The sequence below is a fragment of the Sulfurospirillum sp. UCH001 genome (assembly GCF_001548035.1).
In the GTDB taxonomy this organism is placed as follows: domain Bacteria; phylum Campylobacterota; class Campylobacteria; order Campylobacterales; family Sulfurospirillaceae; genus Sulfurospirillum.
Genome location: NZ_AP014723.1, coordinates 2,182,716 through 2,201,153, shown reverse-complemented (window position 1 = coordinate 2,201,153; position 18,438 = coordinate 2,182,716). Strand labels below are relative to the sequence as shown.

At 37.2% G+C, this 18,438-nt stretch carries 20 protein-coding genes; 11 read left to right on the top strand and 9 right to left on the bottom strand.

Going from position 1 to position 18,438, the window contains the following annotated elements:
• Positions 1-2 precede the first annotated feature (2 nt).
• Both UCH001_RS11055 and UCH001_RS11050 read left to right on the top strand, forming a co-directional pair.
• Positions 3-1,520, top strand: coding sequence for a HAMP domain-containing sensor histidine kinase (locus tag UCH001_RS11055; RefSeq protein ID WP_067177817.1), 1,518 nt, complete (start codon positions 3-5; stop codon positions 1,518-1,520).
• Entirely contained in the window at positions 1,513-2,799 is a 1,287-nt protein-coding gene (locus UCH001_RS11050; RefSeq protein WP_067177815.1) for a response regulator transcription factor, read from the top strand. The genes UCH001_RS11055 and UCH001_RS11050 overlap by 8 nt, the downstream gene beginning before the upstream one ends.
• A 39-nt stretch (positions 2,800-2,838) precedes the next feature.
• Here the strand turns inward: UCH001_RS11050 and UCH001_RS11045 are convergent, their stop codons facing one another.
• The 5 genes from UCH001_RS11045 to dnaG form a co-directional block, all read right to left on the bottom strand.
• Positions 2,839-3,855: a GGDEF domain-containing protein gene (locus tag UCH001_RS11045; RefSeq protein ID WP_067177813.1), complete on the bottom strand. Its 1,017-nt coding sequence runs from the start codon at positions 3,853-3,855 to the stop codon at positions 2,839-2,841.
• 2 nt (positions 3,856-3,857) lie between these two features.
• Positions 3,858-4,457 carry a chemotaxis protein CheC gene (locus UCH001_RS11040; protein WP_067177811.1) on the bottom strand — a complete coding sequence of 200 codons (600 nt, stop codon included), beginning with the start codon at positions 4,455-4,457 and terminating at the stop codon, positions 3,858-3,860.
• Positions 4,458-4,838, bottom strand: a complete 381-nt coding sequence (locus tag UCH001_RS11035; RefSeq protein WP_231963931.1) for a response regulator — start codon at positions 4,836-4,838, stop codon at positions 4,458-4,460. It lies immediately after the preceding gene.
• 61 nt (positions 4,839-4,899) lie between these two features.
• Positions 4,900-5,883 (bottom strand): argininosuccinate synthase domain-containing protein, encoded by a 984-nt coding sequence (locus tag UCH001_RS11030; RefSeq protein ID WP_067177809.1) that lies wholly within the window; start codon positions 5,881-5,883, stop codon positions 4,900-4,902.
• A complete protein-coding gene (gene dnaG / locus UCH001_RS11025) occupies positions 5,861-7,522 on the bottom strand; it encodes a DNA primase (RefSeq protein ID WP_067177807.1) in 1,662 nt (553 codons plus the stop codon). The genes UCH001_RS11030 and dnaG overlap by 23 nt, the downstream gene beginning before the upstream one ends.
• Before the next feature lie 67 nt (positions 7,523-7,589).
• Here dnaG and UCH001_RS11020 point away from each other — a divergent pair, with 67 nt between their 5' ends.
• From UCH001_RS11020 to aroC, 4 genes are read left to right on the top strand one after another with little or no spacing between them, the layout of a single operon-like run.
• Positions 7,590-8,636, top strand: a complete 1,047-nt coding sequence (locus UCH001_RS11020) for a tetratricopeptide repeat protein (protein WP_067177805.1) — start codon at positions 7,590-7,592, stop codon at positions 8,634-8,636.
• Positions 8,611-9,039: a ribonuclease HI gene (gene rnhA / locus UCH001_RS11015; protein ID WP_067177803.1), complete on the top strand. Its 429-nt coding sequence runs from the start codon at positions 8,611-8,613 to the stop codon at positions 9,037-9,039. Before UCH001_RS11020 ends, rnhA begins: the two co-directional genes overlap by 26 nt.
• Positions 9,040-9,044: 5 nt before the next feature.
• Positions 9,045-9,728: a ribonuclease III gene (gene rnc, locus UCH001_RS11010; RefSeq protein WP_067177801.1), complete on the top strand. Its 684-nt coding sequence runs from the start codon at positions 9,045-9,047 to the stop codon at positions 9,726-9,728.
• On the top strand, positions 9,725-10,804 hold the full coding sequence (aroC, locus tag UCH001_RS11005) for a chorismate synthase (protein ID WP_067177799.1): 1,080 nt from the start codon (positions 9,725-9,727) through the stop codon (positions 10,802-10,804). The genes rnc and aroC overlap by 4 nt, the downstream gene beginning before the upstream one ends.
• Before the next feature lie 41 nt (positions 10,805-10,845).
• Here aroC and feoB read toward each other — a convergent pair whose 3' ends face one another.
• From feoB to UCH001_RS10990, 3 genes are all read right to left on the bottom strand, one after another.
• Positions 10,846-13,074, bottom strand: coding sequence for a ferrous iron transport protein B (feoB, locus tag UCH001_RS11000; protein WP_067177797.1), 2,229 nt, complete (start codon positions 13,072-13,074; stop codon positions 10,846-10,848).
• Positions 13,071-13,301 (bottom strand): FeoA family protein, encoded by a 231-nt coding sequence (locus UCH001_RS10995; RefSeq protein WP_067177795.1) that lies wholly within the window; start codon positions 13,299-13,301, stop codon positions 13,071-13,073. The genes feoB and UCH001_RS10995 overlap by 4 nt, the downstream gene beginning before the upstream one ends.
• Before the next feature lie 157 nt (positions 13,302-13,458).
• Positions 13,459-14,007, bottom strand: coding sequence for a ribonuclease HII (locus UCH001_RS10990; protein WP_067177793.1), 549 nt, complete (start codon positions 14,005-14,007; stop codon positions 13,459-13,461).
• Positions 14,008-14,073: 66 nt separating this feature from the next.
• On the opposite strand from UCH001_RS10990, the gene UCH001_RS10985 reads away from it, so the two are divergent.
• Positions 14,074-15,324: a SpoIIE family protein phosphatase gene (locus tag UCH001_RS10985; RefSeq protein WP_067177791.1), complete on the top strand. Its 1,251-nt coding sequence runs from the start codon at positions 14,074-14,076 to the stop codon at positions 15,322-15,324.
• On the opposite strand, the gene UCH001_RS10980 is transcribed toward UCH001_RS10985, so the two are convergent.
• Entirely contained in the window at positions 15,313-16,386 is a 1,074-nt protein-coding gene (locus UCH001_RS10980; RefSeq protein WP_067177789.1) for an ATP-binding protein, read from the bottom strand. The genes UCH001_RS10985 and UCH001_RS10980 overlap by 12 nt on opposite strands.
• Before the next feature lie 255 nt (positions 16,387-16,641).
• Here UCH001_RS10980 and rpsJ point away from each other — a divergent pair, with 255 nt between their 5' ends.
• From rpsJ to UCH001_RS10960, 4 genes are read left to right on the top strand one after another with little or no spacing between them, the layout of a single operon-like run.
• Positions 16,642-16,953: a 30S ribosomal protein S10 gene (gene rpsJ, locus UCH001_RS10975; protein WP_012857732.1), complete on the top strand. Its 312-nt coding sequence runs from the start codon at positions 16,642-16,644 to the stop codon at positions 16,951-16,953.
• A 9-nt stretch (positions 16,954-16,962) separates the two neighbouring features.
• Positions 16,963-17,541 carry a 50S ribosomal protein L3 gene (gene rplC / locus UCH001_RS10970; protein ID WP_067177788.1) on the top strand — a complete coding sequence of 193 codons (579 nt, stop codon included), beginning with the start codon at positions 16,963-16,965 and terminating at the stop codon, positions 17,539-17,541.
• A complete protein-coding gene (rplD, locus tag UCH001_RS10965) occupies positions 17,538-18,152 on the top strand; it encodes a 50S ribosomal protein L4 (protein WP_067177786.1) in 615 nt (204 codons plus the stop codon). Before rplC ends, rplD begins: the two co-directional genes overlap by 4 nt.
• A gap of 2 nt (positions 18,153-18,154) precedes the next feature.
• Positions 18,155-18,436: a 50S ribosomal protein L23 gene (locus UCH001_RS10960; protein WP_025345777.1), complete on the top strand. Its 282-nt coding sequence runs from the start codon at positions 18,155-18,157 to the stop codon at positions 18,434-18,436.
• Positions 18,437-18,438 lie beyond the last annotated feature (2 nt).

Here is an 18,438-nt window from a genome sequence, read left to right as displayed (position 1 = left end):
CCATGATAGAAGATTTTTTTAACAAAAAGCCATCTATTGTTTTAATGGGAAGTATGGTAGAAAATGCAGCGGTTGTTGAAAAAGCACACACGCTGTGTAGCCATGTTTTTTATGCCAAGACGCCCGATGAGCTTCTCAATATTGTCTATCTTCATTATCCGAACATTATTTTTGGCACAGTTGCTTATGAAACGACTTATTATATCGATGCGCTTTCTTGGATTAAGAAGCTCAAAATGAATACCTATGTGACGCTCTACTTTGAAGAAAAACATCTTTTTTATTTGAAGGAGATTATGGATTTAAAGTGCCAGAGGTATTGTTACTCTGACCCTAAGAAAGAAACGGTTTTAGCAGAGTTAGAAGAGAGTGTCTCTATGGCGCTTCATGAAGCAGTGTATCATCAATTTAAAGTCTATTTCCGTGCATTTGTTGAGCACTCCATTGTTTCAAAATCAGACCTTGAAGGTAATGTAACGTTTATAAACGATAATTTTACAAAAATCACGGGATATACTAAAGAGGAAATTTTAGGTAAAAGCCATAATCTTTTAAAACATCCTAGTAATGGGGTTGAGGTTTATCAAGATCTGTGGAATACCATCACTAAAGGTAAAGTCTGGAGAGAACGAGTTCTCAATCGCAATAAAGATGGAAGTGACTTTTGGGCAGATACAATTATCATACCTTTTCAAGATGAGATCACAGGAGAGATCGTAGAATATCTCGCGATACGGCGCGATATAACACAAATGCTGACTGAAAAAAAAGAGATTATCGCAAAACAAATTCAAGCCGATGAAGAGATGAAACTCTCTGAAGCAAAAGATGCTTTTTTAATTCTTTTTACCCATGAACTTAAAACACCGCTCAATGCTATTTTAAATTTTGCACAGTACCTGTATAAACATATGCCGCACATCGATGAAGTTCCTAAAGCTAAAAGGCTCTATCTTTTAGAACAAATTTATAAGAGTGCATCTTCTATGTTGGAGAATGTGACCAATATATTAGATCTTGGGAAATTGCGTCACCAAAAATTGCACTACAACCTTACACTCTTCAATGTCAAAGAGAGCATTTTAGATGTCATTGAAAAGCATGGAGCATTGGCGTTAGAACACAAGAGAACCATGCTCTTTCAAAGTGATGGAAGCGATCCGTTTCTTACCAGTGATGAGTACCGATTTAAGCAGATTCTCTCTAATATTCTTTCAAACGCCATCAAATATGGCAATACTATCGTTGAGATTTTTCTCATTTCAGACAGTGAGAAGATACAAATTATCGTACAGGACGATGGTAGAGGCGTTAAAGATAAAGAGAAAGTTTTTGAGCTCTATACGCAAAGTTCTTCAGGGCCGAGTGGCATTGAGAAAAAAGGAACAGGTATAGGACTTCATTTTGTCAAATTACTGTGTGAAGGGTTAAAATTAGAATATAAAATTGAAGATTCACTCACACTTGGTGGGGCTAAATTTATTTTAACGAAGCGACTAAAGGAGCAAAAAAATGTATAAAGTATTGATTGTTGATGATAATGATAACAACAGGCTCACGCTCAACCTTTTGCTTGAAGAGGTAGAAGATATCGAAGTTTATGAAGCAGAAGATGGGCAAGTTGCAGTTGAGATGTGTGTCAAAAATGATTTTGATTTGATTTTTATGGATATTATGATGCCAAACCTTGATGGTTTTGAAGCGACAAAATACATCAAACAAGTCAATAAAAAGTGCATGATTATAGCTCTGAGCGCTTTAGATGATGAGGTGTCTAAACACAAAATGCTCTCTTTGGGCGCGGAAGATTATCTCACAAAACCATTAAACGCCGACCATTTTTTACAACGTATCAAACAGTATCTACGCATTATTGAATTACGCAATAAACAAATTCATAAATTTCCAAAAGCTCTCAATCCTTTTAATGCTCATGTGTTTCACCGAAACATAACGTTTCGTATTGATGATGAAGAGGCGTTAGCGCAATATTGGGATTATTGGCTCAATGGTGAAAAAAATATTATCAATCTGAGTGATTGTGTGCGTCTTATTTATGGATTTAGCTTATGGCTCTTGAAACACGATTATGAGTGCAGTATTGTGGTTGAAGAGAATGAAGAAAAAATGTATATGATGCTTTTACAAGTGAAACCTCTTCGTAGCAATATTATTAAAAATATCTTACTCAAGCATTTTGCAAATGCCAAGTATATTCTCTCAAACGATATGCTGACCTTTCAATTAGACAAAGAGATTAAGCATAATAATGGGGTTGTTGAAGTCAGTGATGAAGCAAAAAAAATCCTCTCAAAAACACACGATAATATCTTAAGTGCTGTTGAATATATAAACAGTACAGCAATCTCCTTTATCCCAAAAATTGATGGTTTAGAGATGATTAATGATGAGACAGATAAAGCTATCTTAGTATTTGAAAAAGAGCCGACAAAACATAATCTAACGATTATTTATGAGAATTTCCAAGAGTATGCAGATATACTTGAAGAGCTGATGGATTTTGAGCATTTGGGTTTTGCCGTTCAAACGCTTATCAACTTTTTGGGAACGCTGACGGAAGAACAATTTGATCCTGAAAAATCAAAACGACTCTCAGCCATGCTTTTAAATCTTTTGCACGATTTAGCATCGTGGAGAGAAAATGTTTTCATCACACAAGTAGCAAGAGATATTCACTACCTTGATTCTTCACTTTTAAGTTCATGTATCCAAATTGAAGCGATATTTGAAGAGAAAAGTGTCGATGTCAATCATGATGACGATATAGAGTTTTTCTAAAAGAGAGTATGCCACCTCTTTTTAGAAGTGGCATTTTTTTTAAGATTGATGGTGAATTTTGTAGGTATTTCGACCTTCTGATTTTGCGACATAAAGTGCGAGGTCGGCGTTTTTAATAAGTTGATTAAAATCCGTTCCATGATTTGGGAAGAGGCTAATACCAATGCTGGTGGTAACCGTAAGATCAAGATGGCGGACTCTAATAGGTTGTGAAATAGCATGAATTAATTTTGTCGCAATGTGTTTGAGACTTTTTTCATCTTCAATATCATCAACTAAAATAATGAACTCATCTCCTCCAAAACGTGCAACAGTATCACTTTTGCGTGTAGCAAGCAGGAGCGTTTTTGATACATGAATCAAAATCATATCGCCCACATCATGCCCTAATGAGTCATTGATCTCTTTAAAGTTATCTAAATCCAAAAAGAGTACACCAAATTTACGTCCACTGGTGTGATTATTTTCAATAAGAAGTTGCATACGTTGTGTAAGCAGTGTTCTATTGGCAAGTGATGTTAGATGGTCATAATGCGCTTGTTTATAAATGATATCTTTTTGTTTAACCAATTTATTTTTAGCAGTTTCGAGCTTTTTAATCGTTGCATTTGCCACTTTAATCGCGTGAGCAAGATCTTCGCTCTCTTTATTGCATTTGGCTTTTTCTTCCATCAAACTGGTTTGGTCATAAATAAGCACCGTTACCTGTTTTTGCTCAATATTGTAAGGGATGATCGTTACATCTTGTTGCATAAATTCAAAAATAGATTTTGTGGTGATGGAATTCTTCATCGGAAAAAGATAGTGATTAGAATCTGCTGTAAAGAATGAAGGTCCACCAAGCGTTAATGCTGTTTTGATATGACGCTTAAGAGCTTTCAGTCGCTCAGAAGAGAGGTCAAACAAACTTAAGAGGTTTTTCCCAATACAACTATCAGCATCATCAATATCACTATGTACGGCAAACCATTTGTTGACGTAATAGATGTTGAGTTCTGCATCAATGGTTAAGATACCCACATGAATCGAATCAATAATTTTTTCACAATTTATCATAGTTATAACTTATCAATAGTACTTTTAAGATGCTCAAGCATCTCGTTGTTGAGAAGAATAAACATATGCCCTAAAATATTCTCTTTTTCAATATCAAGCGCTGTTTTAATGACAATAACATTGTCATATCCTTCAATTTTATCGTATTTGTCCATTTCAGAAATTTCGCGTTTTTCAATGGATGGAACTTTAAAAATGGTTTCACCATGGATAATCTCGCAGAATTTGCCGATACACGCAGAGGTGATAATATTGGTCAACTCCATAATGGAAGATTTAATATCGCCTTCATCTTCTACATTTTGTTTCAGGAGAAGATTGCAAAACGCTCGTGCAGAATAACTGTTAAAAACGAAAAGCACTTCACCATTGAACGAGCCAAGGAATCGTTGCTTGGTTAGATAAAATTCATATTCCTCTTCCAAAACTTCGATAATTTTATCGTCTAGATTATGAATATCTATACTCGAAATCTCAGGAATATGAAGTTTGGCATGATTATCAAGCATATCACCAATTAAAGAAGCTGAAAGTCCAAATGAGACATTAATCAGCTCTTTTAAAACATCTTCCTGCTGTGGATTAAAATAGTGTTTTGTCATTTAAAATACCAACTTTAAAAGGGTTGTTCTAAATTCTTCTTCGTCTATAGGTTTGGAAATAATGGCTGAAGCACCAAGGCTTAAAACTTTCTCTTTTGTACTTTTTTGACGATCTGCTGAGATCATTACGACAAGGGCTTCTGGATTAATTGCACGAATGCGCTCTAATGCTTCAAAACCATCGATAATCGGCATGGTAATATCTAAAAAGACAACATCAGGTCGGTGAGCTTCATAAAGAGCTATTGCTTCTTCACCATTGCAACCTTCGATAATTTCAGCATTCTCAACGATTTTTTTTGGGATCATTTCAATAAGCCATTTACGTGATATTTTTGAATCATCTACGACTAAAAAAATCATTTTGTTTGATAAGCCCATCTCATAATCCTCATATTTTAATTCTATAAGTTAATATGGTACAAAAATAATCTTTAAAAAACTATATAAGATATTTTTTAGCATCATCCTTACTTTCAAAAGGTGTTGCTTGTACTATTTTCTCACCAATGCAAAGTGCATAATTTTGCGTAGGAAGGGCTTTTGTAAATGTCATTACAATACGACAGGCGAGGGCTTCATCTGCGCTTGAGGCATTGTGGCTGAGCAAAGAAGAAGGGGCACTCATCGCTTCATTGACGTGCAGAAGAGTAAATTTTGGATTTTTCAACGCTTCTAGGATCTCATTTTCTTTTTCATTGCGCCCAATGACAAGTTTTGCACCATCGGGCAGTCTGAAATGTCTGCCATTTTTCAGTATTTCGATATCTTCTTTTGCAAAGTCGTCATGGGCCACAAAATCGCGCAAACGTGCACTAAATTGAACGTCTGTGAGCAAACATCCACCTGCTGGGCTTGGATAATCTTCCCAGCCTAACTCTTTGGCTAAAGCAAGTTGTGCATGACGTCCACGCCCATTAATACCTAAAAGTTTACTTCGATCGACCCATCCTTCACGCTCAGGTTTTGTCTCGTCCATCACAAGAGCGCATAAAGGGCGAAGAATGAGATCTTCATCGATATCATCAGCTATCTTTTTTACGAGTCGTAGCGCATCTTTATTTTGACTCATAGGACGCTGTCCCACGACTTCTCCTGTTGCGATAAAAGAAGCGCCATAGCGTGGTAGAAGCGATTTTGCAACACTGAACATAAACCCATGACAATCAATGCAGGGATTGAACTGTTTACCATAGCCGTATTTTGGGCTAAAAAGCACTTTTTGAAGGTATTCGTCACGCACATCGATGACTTCTAGGGTTGCACCTGCAATTTCTGCGCGTCGCTTAAGCGTTTCAAAATGGTCTTCTTTGACACCAAATCCAATGTTAATATGCAAGGCAATCACCTCGATGCCTTGATTTGTTAAAAGTTTCATAGCGAGCATGCTATCAAGCCCGCCACTATAGAGTACTAATGCTTTCATATGGAACCAATTCACCTTGTTTTAATTTCATCATTTTTTCTTGAATTTTTCGGATCAAGAACTGTTTTTTATCATAACTCAGCTCTTTCGCCATTCTAATCTCTTGGAATTTTTCATTGTAATAGTGGTATAAAAATGCCACCATTGACGCTATCAATGCCTTTTCATCGTACACCTTAATATCTTCCCACAGCATAATGCGCCTGAGTTTTGGATGTTCAAATTGATTCTCCAAAAGAAGTGAAAACTCCTCTTGGTGTGTTTTGAACATAGAGCTATCGATGGTATCAAGAACGGTGTCAATGAGACTTGGCTCACTGAGGATTGTTTTGATGATGGTAAGCTCCAACATATCTTCAAACACACGCTCTTTTTTATCGAGTCTTTGAGGTTTTTGGTGCGTTTGAATTTTCACCAAATTGTGATGCAACCCCAGTTTTTCAGAGAGCATACCAGTGTAGCTTTCTTGAATCGCCTGTGGAAGAGTTTTAAGATAACTCATTGCCTCATTGAGCGCTTGTTGTTTGGCTAAAGGATCTTTGAGGTTGTACTTTTTAACCATACGCTCTAATGCAAACTCAATGAAAGGCTGCGGTGTACGAAAAAGATGATTGAGTGCATCAATAAGGTTATTTTGTACCATATCGGCAGGGTCCATCCCGTTGCCAAAAAGAACAACGCCTCCCTTTATACCATGACCGCTTAAAAGCAATGAGGCTTTAAGCGCTGCATTGATACCCGCATCATCGCCATCATAAGCCACAATCACTTCAGGGTCTCCTCTGGTTATGAGAGGTATATGCTCGTTGGTCAGCGCCGTTCCAAGCGTTGCCACTGCATGGGTAAATCCTGCTTGATGCAGCATGATGACATCGAGGTAACCCTCGGTAATGATGATTTTTTTTCGTTTATGAATACTCTCTTTTGCAAGGTGGTATCCATAGAGCAGTTGTGATTTATTAAAATGCTTAGTTTGAGGCGAATTGACATATTTTGCAGGATGATTAGAAAGGGTGCGCCCTCCAAAGCCAACAAGTCTGTTGCTCGGCGTGTAGATAGGAAAAGTCACCCGTTCTATGAATCGCGCATAGGGTTGATTGCTTTCCCCAATGCCTGCTACACCATACTCGATGCTTTCACTCATAGCATAACCACGACTACTTAAGAAATCAAGTGTCGCAAATGAGGCTGGTGCATAGCCTATTTCAAACTTTTCAATTGAAGCCTCAGAAATGCCTCGTTTAGCGAGATATTCTTTGGCAAAAGGTGTTTTGTCGAGCTGTTTGACATAAAAAAGATTGAGCGTCTCCATCAGTTTACGATCTTCTTTTTTGACACCTTCATTAGTTGTATAGGTGAGTGAGAAGTTAACCATATTCGCCAATTTTTCAATGGTTTCAGGGTAAGTTAGCTTTTCATATTCCATGACGAATTTGATGCTGTCTCCACCTGCACCACAGGCAAAACAATGGTAAATCTGTTTTGATGGACTAACAACAAGGCTAGGTGTTGTATCGTTGTGAAAAGGGCATATGCATTTATAGTTTGCACCATTTTTTTTCAGCTCCAAATAGGAGCCGACAATATCAACAATATCAAGTCGTTGTTTGAGGTTTTCTATGGATGTTTTATCTATCATGACTAAATTATAGCAAGTTTGGTATAATAGAATTCTGTTTCACACTTCACAAATGAAGGTTTATGTTTTGGATAATTTTTTTATAGCGTATCGCGATCCTCTTTTTGGTGTCATCATTTTGTTTGCGATTGTCTTTGTGATCTCTTTTTCCAACTATTGGTGGGGAGTGTTCAAAAGCAAAGAAGAGAAGCAAAGTATCGATAAATTTGTTAAAAAATTTGAGATTGTCACCGATGAAAACGAGTATAAAAAGCTTTTAGAAGATGCTTCTATTCCCCTTGAATCATTAGCTTTGCTTGCGCATGCATATGCAAAAAGCGGTGATTATGAAAAAGCGATCAATATTTATCTGGTGACACTGAAGCGTGTTAAAGGAAAAGATGAAAAGCAGTATCTGCTTTCTACGCTTGGAAAAACGTATTTTAAGGCAGGCTTTCTAAGACGCAGCTCAGAAGTTTTTTTAGAATCTCTACGCCTACATCCACGCAACGAAGAGTCTTTAAAGTATCTCACCGTAGCCTACGAACAACTTCAAGAGTACGCTAAGGCTGAGGAGGTTCTTGATTCACTGGAAGAACTAGGCGCAAAAGTGACTCTTCAAAGAACCTATCTGCAAGCACTCGCTACCATTAAAGAGAGCCGTCTAAAAGAGAGTGAAAAAATTCAAAAACTCTTAGAGCTCTGCCATATAGCACCTTTTTTAAAACGAAAAGTGTTTGAGTACATGCAAGAAAATGGCATTAAAATTGAAGCTTCTTTTTTTGAGACCTTGCCGTTTAAAAATATGATCGATCTTTTATGGTATATCGATCCGATGGTTTATAGCATTGTTGACTCAAAAGATCCATTGGTACAGCAAGTTGCTATGGCACGTGGACTTATTCCTTATAAAGAAACAGAACAAGAAACACCATTCGCACTGGATGTTCTTGGAAAACTTCATAACATTGGTTATACCAAAGCAGGGCTTGGTTTTGAGTATCTCTGTTTTGAGTGTAAACAGGTTTTTCCGATCCATTTTTACAGATGCCCTCACTGTCAAAGCATCGATACTGTAACGATTCAAACAACACTCATTAAAGCTGACGATGAAGAAAATATCTCTTTTCTGTGATGGCTCCTCTCTTGGAAATCCAGGAGCAGGTGGTTATTGCGCGATTTTACGCTTTGGGACAGTAGAAAAAATCGTCAGTGGTGGAATGGCAAATGTTACCAATAACCAGATGGAACTATTAGCGGTTATCGAAGGACTCGCAGCGCTTAAAGAGCCGTGTGATGTAACACTTATCAGTGATTCGAGTTATGTCATTAAAGGGATTAACGAATGGTTAGAGGGGTGGAGGCGTAAAAACTTTGCAAAAGTGAAAAATCCAGAACTATGGCAACGTTACCTTGAAGTCTCAAAAAGTCATAAAGTTCATGGCATTTGGGTAAGAGGACACGATGGCCATGTGGAGAACGAAATGTGCGATAGAATCGCTAAAGAAGAAGCAACAAAAATTAAATCTACGGAGTAGCAATCATGCAAAAAAGACTAGAAGCGTTACAGAAGCGTTTGGGTTATCAGTTTAGAGATCAAAATCTGATAATCGAGGCACTTACGCACAAAAGTTCCAAACAACCTTACAATAACGAACGCCTAGAGTTTTTAGGTGACGCGGTACTTGATCTCATCGTTGGTGAGTATCTTTACCACGAATTTACTGAAGTAGCCGAAGGTGAACTCTCTAAACTTCGTGCTTCACTTGTCAATGAAAAAAGTTTTGAGAAACTGGCGCGCTTGCTTCATTTAGGTGAGTACATCTACATCTCGTTAGCCGAAGAAAACAACAATGGACGTGAAAAACCCTCTTTACTTTCCAATGCTTTTGAAGCGATTATTGGAGCACTTTACCTTGAAGCAGGACTTGAAAAAGCTAAAAATTTAGCGATTGCTCTTTTGGAAGAGGCGTATCCTAAAATCGATATGGATGCCATTTTTAGAGACCATAAAACGACGTTGCAAGAGTTGACGCAAGCGCATTTTGGTATGACACCAGAATATCGTTTAGTGCGCTCTTTTGGACCTGACCATAAAAAAGAGTTTGAAATAGCCGTATCGGTTCGTGGACGTGATCTGGCACTTGCGAGTGGAAAAAGCAAAAAAGAGGCGCAACAAAAAGCGGCAATGCTTGCCCTTGACATCTTAAAAAAAGAGATCAGATGAGCAGCAATACATTTGGAAGACATTTTAGTTTTACGACATTTGGAGAATCACACGGCAGAGCGCTAGGCTGTATCGTCGATGGTGTACCTGCAGGTTTAGAGATCGATGAGAGTTTTATTCAAAGCGAGCTAGATAGAAGAAAACCAGGTCAGAACAAATACGCAACAGCCCGAAAAGAGGGCGATAAAATTGAAATCTTAAGCGGTGTTTTTGAGGGTAAAAGTACAGGCACACCGATTGCTATGGTGATTTTTAATGAAAATCAAAAAAGCGGTGACTATGACAGTGTCAAAGACCTTTTCCGTCCAGGTCACGCAGATTTTACCTATTTTCACAAATATGGCATCAGAGATTATCGTGGTGGTGGGCGCTCGAGTGCTAGAGAGACCGCAGCACGCGTAGCAGCTGGTGCGATTGCTAAGTTACTTCTTGCTTCTTTATCCATAAAAGTTCAAAGTGGTATTTGCGCGATTGGTGGCATCGAAGCAAAAAGCTATGATTTTTCACGTGTGAGTGAGAGTGAGATTTATGCGTTAGATGCTAGTGTAGAAGAAGCCCAAAAAGAGGCTATTTTAACCGCTAAGAACGCACATGACTCCGTAGGTGGTGTAGCGCTTGTACAAATCATTGGCGCTCCTATAGGTCTGGGTGAGCCGATTTACTATAAACTTGATGCTCTTTTAGCCGAAGCGATGATGGGCATCAATGGCGTTAAAGGAGTTGAAATCGGTGAAGGCTTTGGTGCCTCTTCACTGACAGGTTCAAAAAATAATGACGCAATCACAAAAAAAGGATTTGTAACCAACCATAGCGGTGGCATTTTAGGTGGCATGAGCAATGGAGATACCATTAGCTGTAAAGTTTATTTTAAACCTACCCCTTCTATTTTTATTTCGCAAGAGACGATTGACAAAGAGGGTAACGAACTAACCTGCAATCTCAAAGGAAGACATGACCCGTGCATTGCCGTACGTGGCAGTGTGGTTGCTGAGTCTATGGCTGCTTTGGTGATAGCAGATCTTCTTTTACTGAACCTTGGCGCTAACATGGAACACATCAAACGTGTGTATAATTGACGTAAAATGAGAGGTATGGCTACTTTCGTAGCCATACTGTATTAACTAAACAATAAAATGACGTTATAGGTGATAAATGCAAGTATCCACGCTGTTGCAAACGTAAAGATAACAAGATAGACGGTATAACGTGCACTCTCTGCCTCTTTGGCAAAAACAGCTGTTGCTGCTAGGCATGGTAAGTAGACCATAACAAAAACGATAAATGCCATCGCGGACGCAATACTCATATTGGAAGCGATAATCTCACGAAGCGAATTGTCATCTTCTGAAACTTTGTCACCCAATGAATAAAGAACACCCAGTGTTGAAACGATAACCTCTTTTGCCGCCAAACCACTGAGTGTTGCAACACCCATTTTCCAGTCGAATCCAAGAGGTGCGAATGCAGGCTCAATCGCTTTTCCCATGATACCAAGATAGGTGTTTTCAACTAATTTCTCACGTTTCTCATTCTCAAGTGCTGTGATAGCATTTTCAATAGAAGCAGGTTCTTTCACGTCTGAATTAGCAGCAACCTCTTCAGTAGGTTTTGCCTCATTTATGGCTTTTTCTTCATCCGCTGCTTCATCTTTTTGAGTAGAAGAGGCTTCTTCTAGTTGTGCTTGAAGTGCTTCAATTTTGGTTGTATATTCTGCTTCTATCACGCTATTTTTTGGGTATGCGCTAATGAACCAAATAAGCATAGATGCTAAAAGAATAAACGTTCCCGCTTTTTTAATGTACATAATGGATTTTGAGTAGACAACAAACCAAAGAAGTCTTAAACTTGGAAGACGGTATTTTGGCATTTCCATAACAAAAGGTTCATCTTCGCCTTTAAAGGCAGTCACACGTAAAATTTTAGCCGCAATAAGTCCTAAAAGAGCACCTACGATATAAATACCAAACAGTACGTTTCCTGCCATGCTCTCTTCAAAGAAAGCACCAGCAAAAAGAACATACACAGGAAGGCGCGCGCCACAACTCATAAAACCGATAATAAACATGGTAAGAAGACGATCTTTTTTATTTTTAAGAGTACGTGCTGCCATGTATGCAGGAACAGAACATCCAAAACCTGTAACCAAAGGTACAAAACTTTTACCATGTAACCCAAACCTGTGAAAAAATCCATCTAACAAGAAGGCTGCTCTTGACATATATCCTGTTGTCTCAAGAAGTGCGATTCCCAAGAAAAGAATCATAATGTTTGGTAAGAACATAATAACACTGCCAACACCGGCGATAATTCCATCAACGATGAGTGATTTTAATGCCTCATTGGTGATAGACATACCAATGGTTTCACCTAACCAGCCAAAGCTATCTTCGATCCAACCCATAGGGATTTCACCGAGCGTAAATGTTAATTGGAAAAGACCCCACATTAAAAAGATAAAAATAGGAAGACCAAAAAGTTTATGAATTAAGATCGTATCAATCTTTTGCGTGAGATTTCTATTTTTACTTTTGCTTACGCTCACAACTTCTGCACTTAGTCCTGCTGAAAAAGCGGTATGTTGACGGTTGATAACTTCTTCAATATCATCGCATTGTGAATACATATAAACATGACCTAGTGCGTTATTGAGGATAGGGTGAAGTTCTACATAAAGAGGTTGTTCATGCATAAGTGCATAGACATCTTTTTTTTGCCATAAAAGGCCTACCGCGATGTGACGATTTGTAAGACCATTTGGTGCGCAGAAATGCTTATCATCTAAAAAGCGAACAATGGTTTGTAATTGTTCTTCTACTTCATCACTGTAAATTAATTTTGGTTCGACTAAAGGATTTTTAGTGACATCCAAAATTTTCTCAACAAGAAGTTCAATGTTTGTTTTTAATTTTGATGAAACACGTATACATGGAAGAGAGAGGATTTTGCTCATTGCATCTGAATCGATATTAATACCTTCTTTAATGGCTTCATCATCCATATTCAGGGCTATAACCATCTTCTTTTGCAGTTCCATGAGCTCTGTTGTGAGCATTAAATTACGCTCTAAATTCGTAGAGTCAATAACGTTGAGAATGAGGTCGTATTCGCCTTTGAGTAAAAAGTCTTTTGTTACTTTTTCATCGGCTGAAAAATCTTCTAAAGAATAAAGACCTGGAAGATCGATAAATTCAATTGAAAAATCCTCAGTACTCAAGCGGGCTGTTGCTTTTTCAACGGTAACACCAGCAAAATTTCCGATTTTGAGATTTGAACCACTAATAGCATTGGCAAGATGACTCTTACCAACATTGGGTTGCCCAACAAGAGCGATAACAATTTTTTTCACGCGAAAGCCTCCACTTCTATCATTTTTGCTTCATCAAAACGCAATGCCACAGAACTAAAGCCTAAAGCGACTTTAATAGTATTTTTTTGAAGACTTGTTTCGACAACTTCAATCTCTTTACCCACACCAAGGCCAAGCGAATAGAGACGTTTTTTTAAAGTGTGCTGTGCATGAATTTGTTTGATTAGCACTTTTTGGTTTTTATTGATTTGCGATAAATCTACCATCTGTTCTCCTTTATTTCATCAAAACGAGCTCATCAAAATGAAGAGATGCTAAGGTTTTGATAATTATTATTGAAATAATAAGAAAACAAAGCTTTGACTTAGCTTTATTTTGATTGTCGCTATCAAATATAGAAAATGAAGAAATATTCTCTATTGATTAAAAAAGAGAAGGTTGTGAGAGAGATTTGAGCTTAAAGCTTTTTCGATGTATTTCACAATACCCAAACGCCTTAATTTTTTCTACATGCAGGGCACTTCCATATCCTTTATGCTTTTCAAACTCATAAAGAGGATACCTTGAAGAGATTTCACACATGTACCTATCACGGCTGACTTTGGCTAAAATGCTAGCTGCACTGACTTCAGGTACTTTTGCATCCGCTTTGACCATCGTGTTAATACCTTGTACACCAAAATTACAGTTACCATCCATCAAGATATCATGTCCATTGAAGTGTGATTTTATGGTTTCGATGGCGTATTTAAGACAAGCACTTAACCCTTTGGTATCTACCATTATATGATCACAAAAAACGATTTTAAATTCTGCTTTGTTTTGTAGGATTTCAAAATAGGCTTCGCGTTGTTTTTCACTGAGCTGTTTGGAGTCATTAAGCCCTAAAATAGGCTCTTTTAAAATAGCTCCTGCAACTACAAGAGGTCCAGCTAAACAGCCACGCCCTGCTTCATCAATACCACATAACATCAAAACTCCTTGTTTCTCTAAACGAAGTTTAGTGTAGATTTGCTAAAATGTCTCAAAGGAGTAAGAATGTTCCACGAAAAAGAAGATCTTGAAAAAGCATTTAATAAAGAGCTATTTGTTATCAAGAATGACCTTTACTACCAGCAGATCGATTTGACAAAAAATGGCAAAAAAGAGCTTTTACGTGTCGATATCTCTTACAAACCTCACAGTACACTCAGTGGCGATACCTATTCTCTTCGAAAAACAAACGATGGTCGTTTGGTAGGATTTATTGCAGATGCTATGGGGAAAGGTCTCTCTGCGGCTATGAGTGCTATGGCAATCACACGATTTTTAAACTATTTTTTTGATGAGTTGGAAGAAGAAGAGGGGTTTGTGTTTGATGTTTGGATTCACAAAACTCTTAAATTTTTACAAAAAAACCTTTTTGATGAAGAGATTATGAGTATTGTCTTAGTGGAGTACAATATTCATGAGTCAGTCATAAAATACGCTTCATGCGGTATGCCAGCGTTTTTCATTATCAGTGAAAATGGTGATTTTCAAGCCATACGCAGCAATAATCCACCTTTGAGTATTTTTACGGAAAATGTTCGCATTAATTCATTGCCTTCGGTTTCTATTTCAAAAATGCTTTGCTACAGTGATGGTCTTAGTGAAAGTCTTATGCATGGAGGGAAAATCTACGGGTCATGTTTAAAGGATGACTTCATAGATTCTATTTGTGTCAAAGATTTTCGAGATAAAGTAGCGATGCGTATTGGTCAAGGTGATGATGACCTTACATATATTTATATTCAAAAATTAGAAATTTCCAAAGATTTTAAAGTACTGCGTATCCCTAGTACCTATGAAGCTATTGATGAAGCATTACTTACTGTCGCAGGCTATTTAAAATCACACCATGTCGATAGCAAAACGTCAAGTCAGATTATGCTGACATTTTCTGAGTTACTGCTCAATGCTCTTGAACACGGTAGTTTTGGTGTCGATAAAGCACGTAAAAATTATCTTATAGAGCACAATCAGTTTGATGATGAGATGTTACGTCTTGAACAATTACATCATAATAAAAAAATTAAAATCATTTATGGAATTATTCCTAATGGAAAGCGAGAGTTGTTCGAAGCAACCATTAGCGATCAAGGAGAAGGCTTTGATACAATGGTGCTTAAAAATATTGTCATTAATGCAGAGAAGTTCAATGGACGTGGTTTTGTGATTATCCGCAAACTTTTAGACCATTTTTATTTCAATAAAAAAGGCAATGCCATTACCATTCAAAAGTTTATTACACCGGTTTTAGAGCTGTAATGACCACTCCCAAAAAGGAGCAATGGAAAAGCTAAAGCCCTCAATGTCTTTAGCACTTTCACTGCTCAGTGTAACAACTTCGATGCGCTTGATGTGCAATGCCCAAAAGGTAGGCAAAAGTTTTTGAAGTTTCATCTCAATAGCCTCTGTTGTCGCAAATCCAACACATAAGACAGCCAGAGATTCACTGGGGATAAAAAAATCAATTCCCTCTTCATAATAAATAGTTTTTCCTCGTTTTATCAGTTCCAAAAAGACCATATTCTCGAAACGTTTTAGAAAATCTTTTTTAAAGGTTAGCGCGTCTTTCAGTGCAAAATCAATAGGATACACTTTTTTTGCAGACGTAGGCTGATTGTACTTCTCAACAAAAAAAAGAAGCTTTTGATCGACAAGTTCAGATGTAATGGCATACAGTTTATCTTTAGATATTTTTGTGAATGCCTTTAAATGGTTATAGATTTGAAAGAGGGAGATTTTCGTACTTTGCAATTCACAGAATCGTTTATAGATGAGAAAAGTCGTTGCATCATTTAAAATAAGATGTAATAGATTTTGCATTTGTTTTTGGTAATCAAGTTCCACGCTTTGTACAATTTGTGGAAATGTTCCATGATTTGTATAAAGGTTAAAAAGGTTCTCAATATTCGAATGTTTTTTATCAAATGAGATGAATTCTTCAAAATCTAATGGATAAAGAGTTAGCTTTTCATAACCCTCAAGTTCGTGTGATGAATAAGAAGTTGTAAGGAGAATTTCATCGACTATTGGGAGCTCAAACGAAAAATCGAAATGTTCAATGACTAAGAGTTTAATACGATTTTTTTGTATAAAAAGAGGCAAGTTTTCTGCCACTAAATGAGGTTCTACACGATCATCAGAAAAATCAATATAAAGATAACTCCCTTTCTCATAATGACCAATATGATCAATAATAAGATGGCTTTTTCCACTTTTTCGTGGCCCATAGAGGATTGTTTTTTTGTGTTCTATGATAATTTTTCGATCAAAAAAGAGGTTATTTTTATAATTTGTTTCATAAAAAGCTTGAAGTGTTTGCATAAATTTTCCTTAAATGTATTTAAAAGGTTAACTTTTTTTAATCAAATATGATATTGATTTCCTCAAAATTTCATTGAAAATAAATAGAATTTTGATAGTACAAGTTTAATACTTTCCTTTTTAAAAGGAAATAAAATTTATTTTTACATGGTGAAAAACCCCTTATTTCTTGACTTTCTCTATCTATTATAGTAAAATCACAGTCCTTTAATTAGGTCATCATCACGATGACAAGTTCTTTACAGGGGTACCTAAATGGAAAAAATTAGACTTAAACTCAAGGCGTATGACCATAGAGTTTTAGACAGATCTGTTGCAGCTATCGTCGAAGCTGTCAAACGAACTGGAGCCGAAATTGTCGGACCAATTCCTATGCCTACAAAAATCAAGCGCTATACAGTGCTTAGATCTCCGCACGTAAACAAAACTTCAAGAGAGCAATTTGAGATGAGAATCCATGCACGTATGATCGACATCGTGTCTGCGACTACTGATACAGTTGATTCACTCATGAAACTTGACCTCGCTCCAGAAGTCAATGTTGAAGTTAGAGCTATGGGTAAATAAGGGGTAATGATGGAATATATTATTGAAAAAATCGGCATGAGCCGAACAATTGCAGTACCAAGCGTTCCTGTCACGTTACTCAGAGTTTTAGAAGCAAAAGTGTGTTCAGTTGATGAAAACAAACGTGCTTTAGTCTCTTATGCAAGTGGCAAAAAAATGAACAAAGCTATTGCAGGTCAGCAAAAAAAGTATAACCTTTCTGCTGAATTTAATCGCTTTGTGACTTTAGATGTTGCAAACGCTGAAGCAGGCGATTTAGATACAGCTCCTCTAGGTGATGCAAAAACACTTAAAGTGTCTTTGAATACTAAAGGTAGAGGTTTCTCAGGTGTTATGAAACGTCACAACTTTGGTGGTGGTCCAGGTGCACACGGTCACCGTTTCCACAGAAGTACTGGTTCAATTGGTAACCGCGAATGGCCAGGTCGTGTTCAAAAAGGCAAAAAAATGCCAGGTCACTATGGTAATACCCAAGTAACCGTAAAAAATGAGATCGTTTCATTTGATGCTCAAAATGGTATCTTAGCTGTTAAAGGCTCAGTTCCAGGTGCAAATGGATCATTAGGTAAAGCAAGGATTGTTAAATGAGTAGCGCAATCGTATTAAATGAAAAATTAGAAAATGTTGGTGCATTGGCTCTTCCTGCAAGTTTTGAAGAGATTCACTCACACAACTTATATCTTTATGTCAAATCATACCAAGCTGCGCTTCGTTCAAACACTGCTCACTCTAAAACAAAAGGTGATGTAAGCGGTGGTGGTAAAAAACCATGGGCTCAAAAAGGCCGTGGTGGTGCGCGTGCTGGTAGTAGAAGAAGTCCAGTATGGGTTGGCGGTGGTGCTGCATTCGGACCAAAAGCTAACAGAAATTATGATTTAAAAGTTAACAAAAAACAGAAAAAATTAGCACTTGAGTTCGCATTGAATGAAAAAGCAGCTAATAACGCGCTTTTTGTTGTTGATTCTTTGAGCGTTGAATCTGGTAAAACTAAAGACGCAGCAAAAATCATCAAAACACTTGGTACAAGAGATGCATTAATCGTTAAAGAATTGGTTGACGAGAAAACATTGTTAGCGTTTAGAAATATTCAAAACTGCTACCTTGTTGAAGCAAATGAGCTTAATGCGTATTTAGCAACTGCGTTCTATGCGGTAATCATAGAAAAATCAGTGCTTGAAACAATCACAAAAGAGGGCTAAGAATGGCTGATATTACTGATATTAAGGCAATCCTTTATACTGAAAAGAGCTTGAGCCTTCAAGAGAATGGTACAGTTGTTATCCAAACTTCAGTAAGAATGACAAAAAATGGCTTGAAAGAAGTATTAAAACAATACTTTGGTTTCACTCCATTAAAAATCAATTCTCTTAGAGTTATGGGAAAAGTTAAAAAGTTTAAAGGCATTGAAGGCAAACGTAATGATTTTAAAAAGTTTTATGTTCAGTTGCCAGAGGGCGCTAAACTAGAGAATGTGGAGGCGTAATC

Coding starts and splice junctions, on each gene's coding strand:
- UCH001_RS11055 (WP_067177817.1), top strand. CDS start 3: ATGATAGAAGATTTTTTTAACAAAAAGCCATCTATTGTTTTAATGGGA.
- UCH001_RS11050 (WP_067177815.1), top strand. CDS start 1,513: ATGTATAAAGTATTGATTGTTGATGATAATGATAACAACAGGCTCACG.
- UCH001_RS11045 (WP_067177813.1), bottom strand. CDS start 3,855: ATGATAAATTGTGAAAAAATTATTGATTCGATTCATGTGGGTATCTTA.
- UCH001_RS11040 (WP_067177811.1), bottom strand. CDS start 4,457: ATGACAAAACACTATTTTAATCCACAGCAGGAAGATGTTTTAAAAGAG.
- UCH001_RS11035 (WP_231963931.1), bottom strand. CDS start 4,838: ATGGGCTTATCAAACAAAATGATTTTTTTAGTCGTAGATGATTCAAAA.
- UCH001_RS11030 (WP_067177809.1), bottom strand. CDS start 5,883: ATGAAAGCATTAGTACTCTATAGTGGCGGGCTTGATAGCATGCTCGCT.
- dnaG (WP_067177807.1), bottom strand. CDS start 7,522: ATGATAGATAAAACATCCATAGAAAACCTCAAACAACGACTTGATATT.
- rnhA (WP_067177803.1), top strand. CDS start 8,611: ATGAAGAAAATATCTCTTTTCTGTGATGGCTCCTCTCTTGGAAATCCA.
- rnc (WP_067177801.1), top strand. CDS start 9,045: ATGCAAAAAAGACTAGAAGCGTTACAGAAGCGTTTGGGTTATCAGTTT.
- aroC (WP_067177799.1), top strand. CDS start 9,725: ATGAGCAGCAATACATTTGGAAGACATTTTAGTTTTACGACATTTGGA.
- UCH001_RS10995 (WP_067177795.1), bottom strand. CDS start 13,301: ATGGTAGATTTATCGCAAATCAATAAAAACCAAAAAGTGCTAATCAAA.
- UCH001_RS10990 (WP_067177793.1), bottom strand. CDS start 14,007: ATGTTATGTGGTATTGATGAAGCAGGGCGTGGCTGTTTAGCTGGACCT.
- UCH001_RS10985 (WP_067177791.1), top strand. CDS start 14,074: ATGTTCCACGAAAAAGAAGATCTTGAAAAAGCATTTAATAAAGAGCTA.
- UCH001_RS10980 (WP_067177789.1), bottom strand. CDS start 16,386: ATGCAAACACTTCAAGCTTTTTATGAAACAAATTATAAAAATAACCTC.
- rpsJ (WP_012857732.1), top strand. CDS start 16,642: ATGGAAAAAATTAGACTTAAACTCAAGGCGTATGACCATAGAGTTTTA.
- rplC (WP_067177788.1), top strand. CDS start 16,963: ATGGAATATATTATTGAAAAAATCGGCATGAGCCGAACAATTGCAGTA.
- rplD (WP_067177786.1), top strand. CDS start 17,538: ATGAGTAGCGCAATCGTATTAAATGAAAAATTAGAAAATGTTGGTGCA.
- UCH001_RS10960 (WP_025345777.1), top strand. CDS start 18,155: ATGGCTGATATTACTGATATTAAGGCAATCCTTTATACTGAAAAGAGC.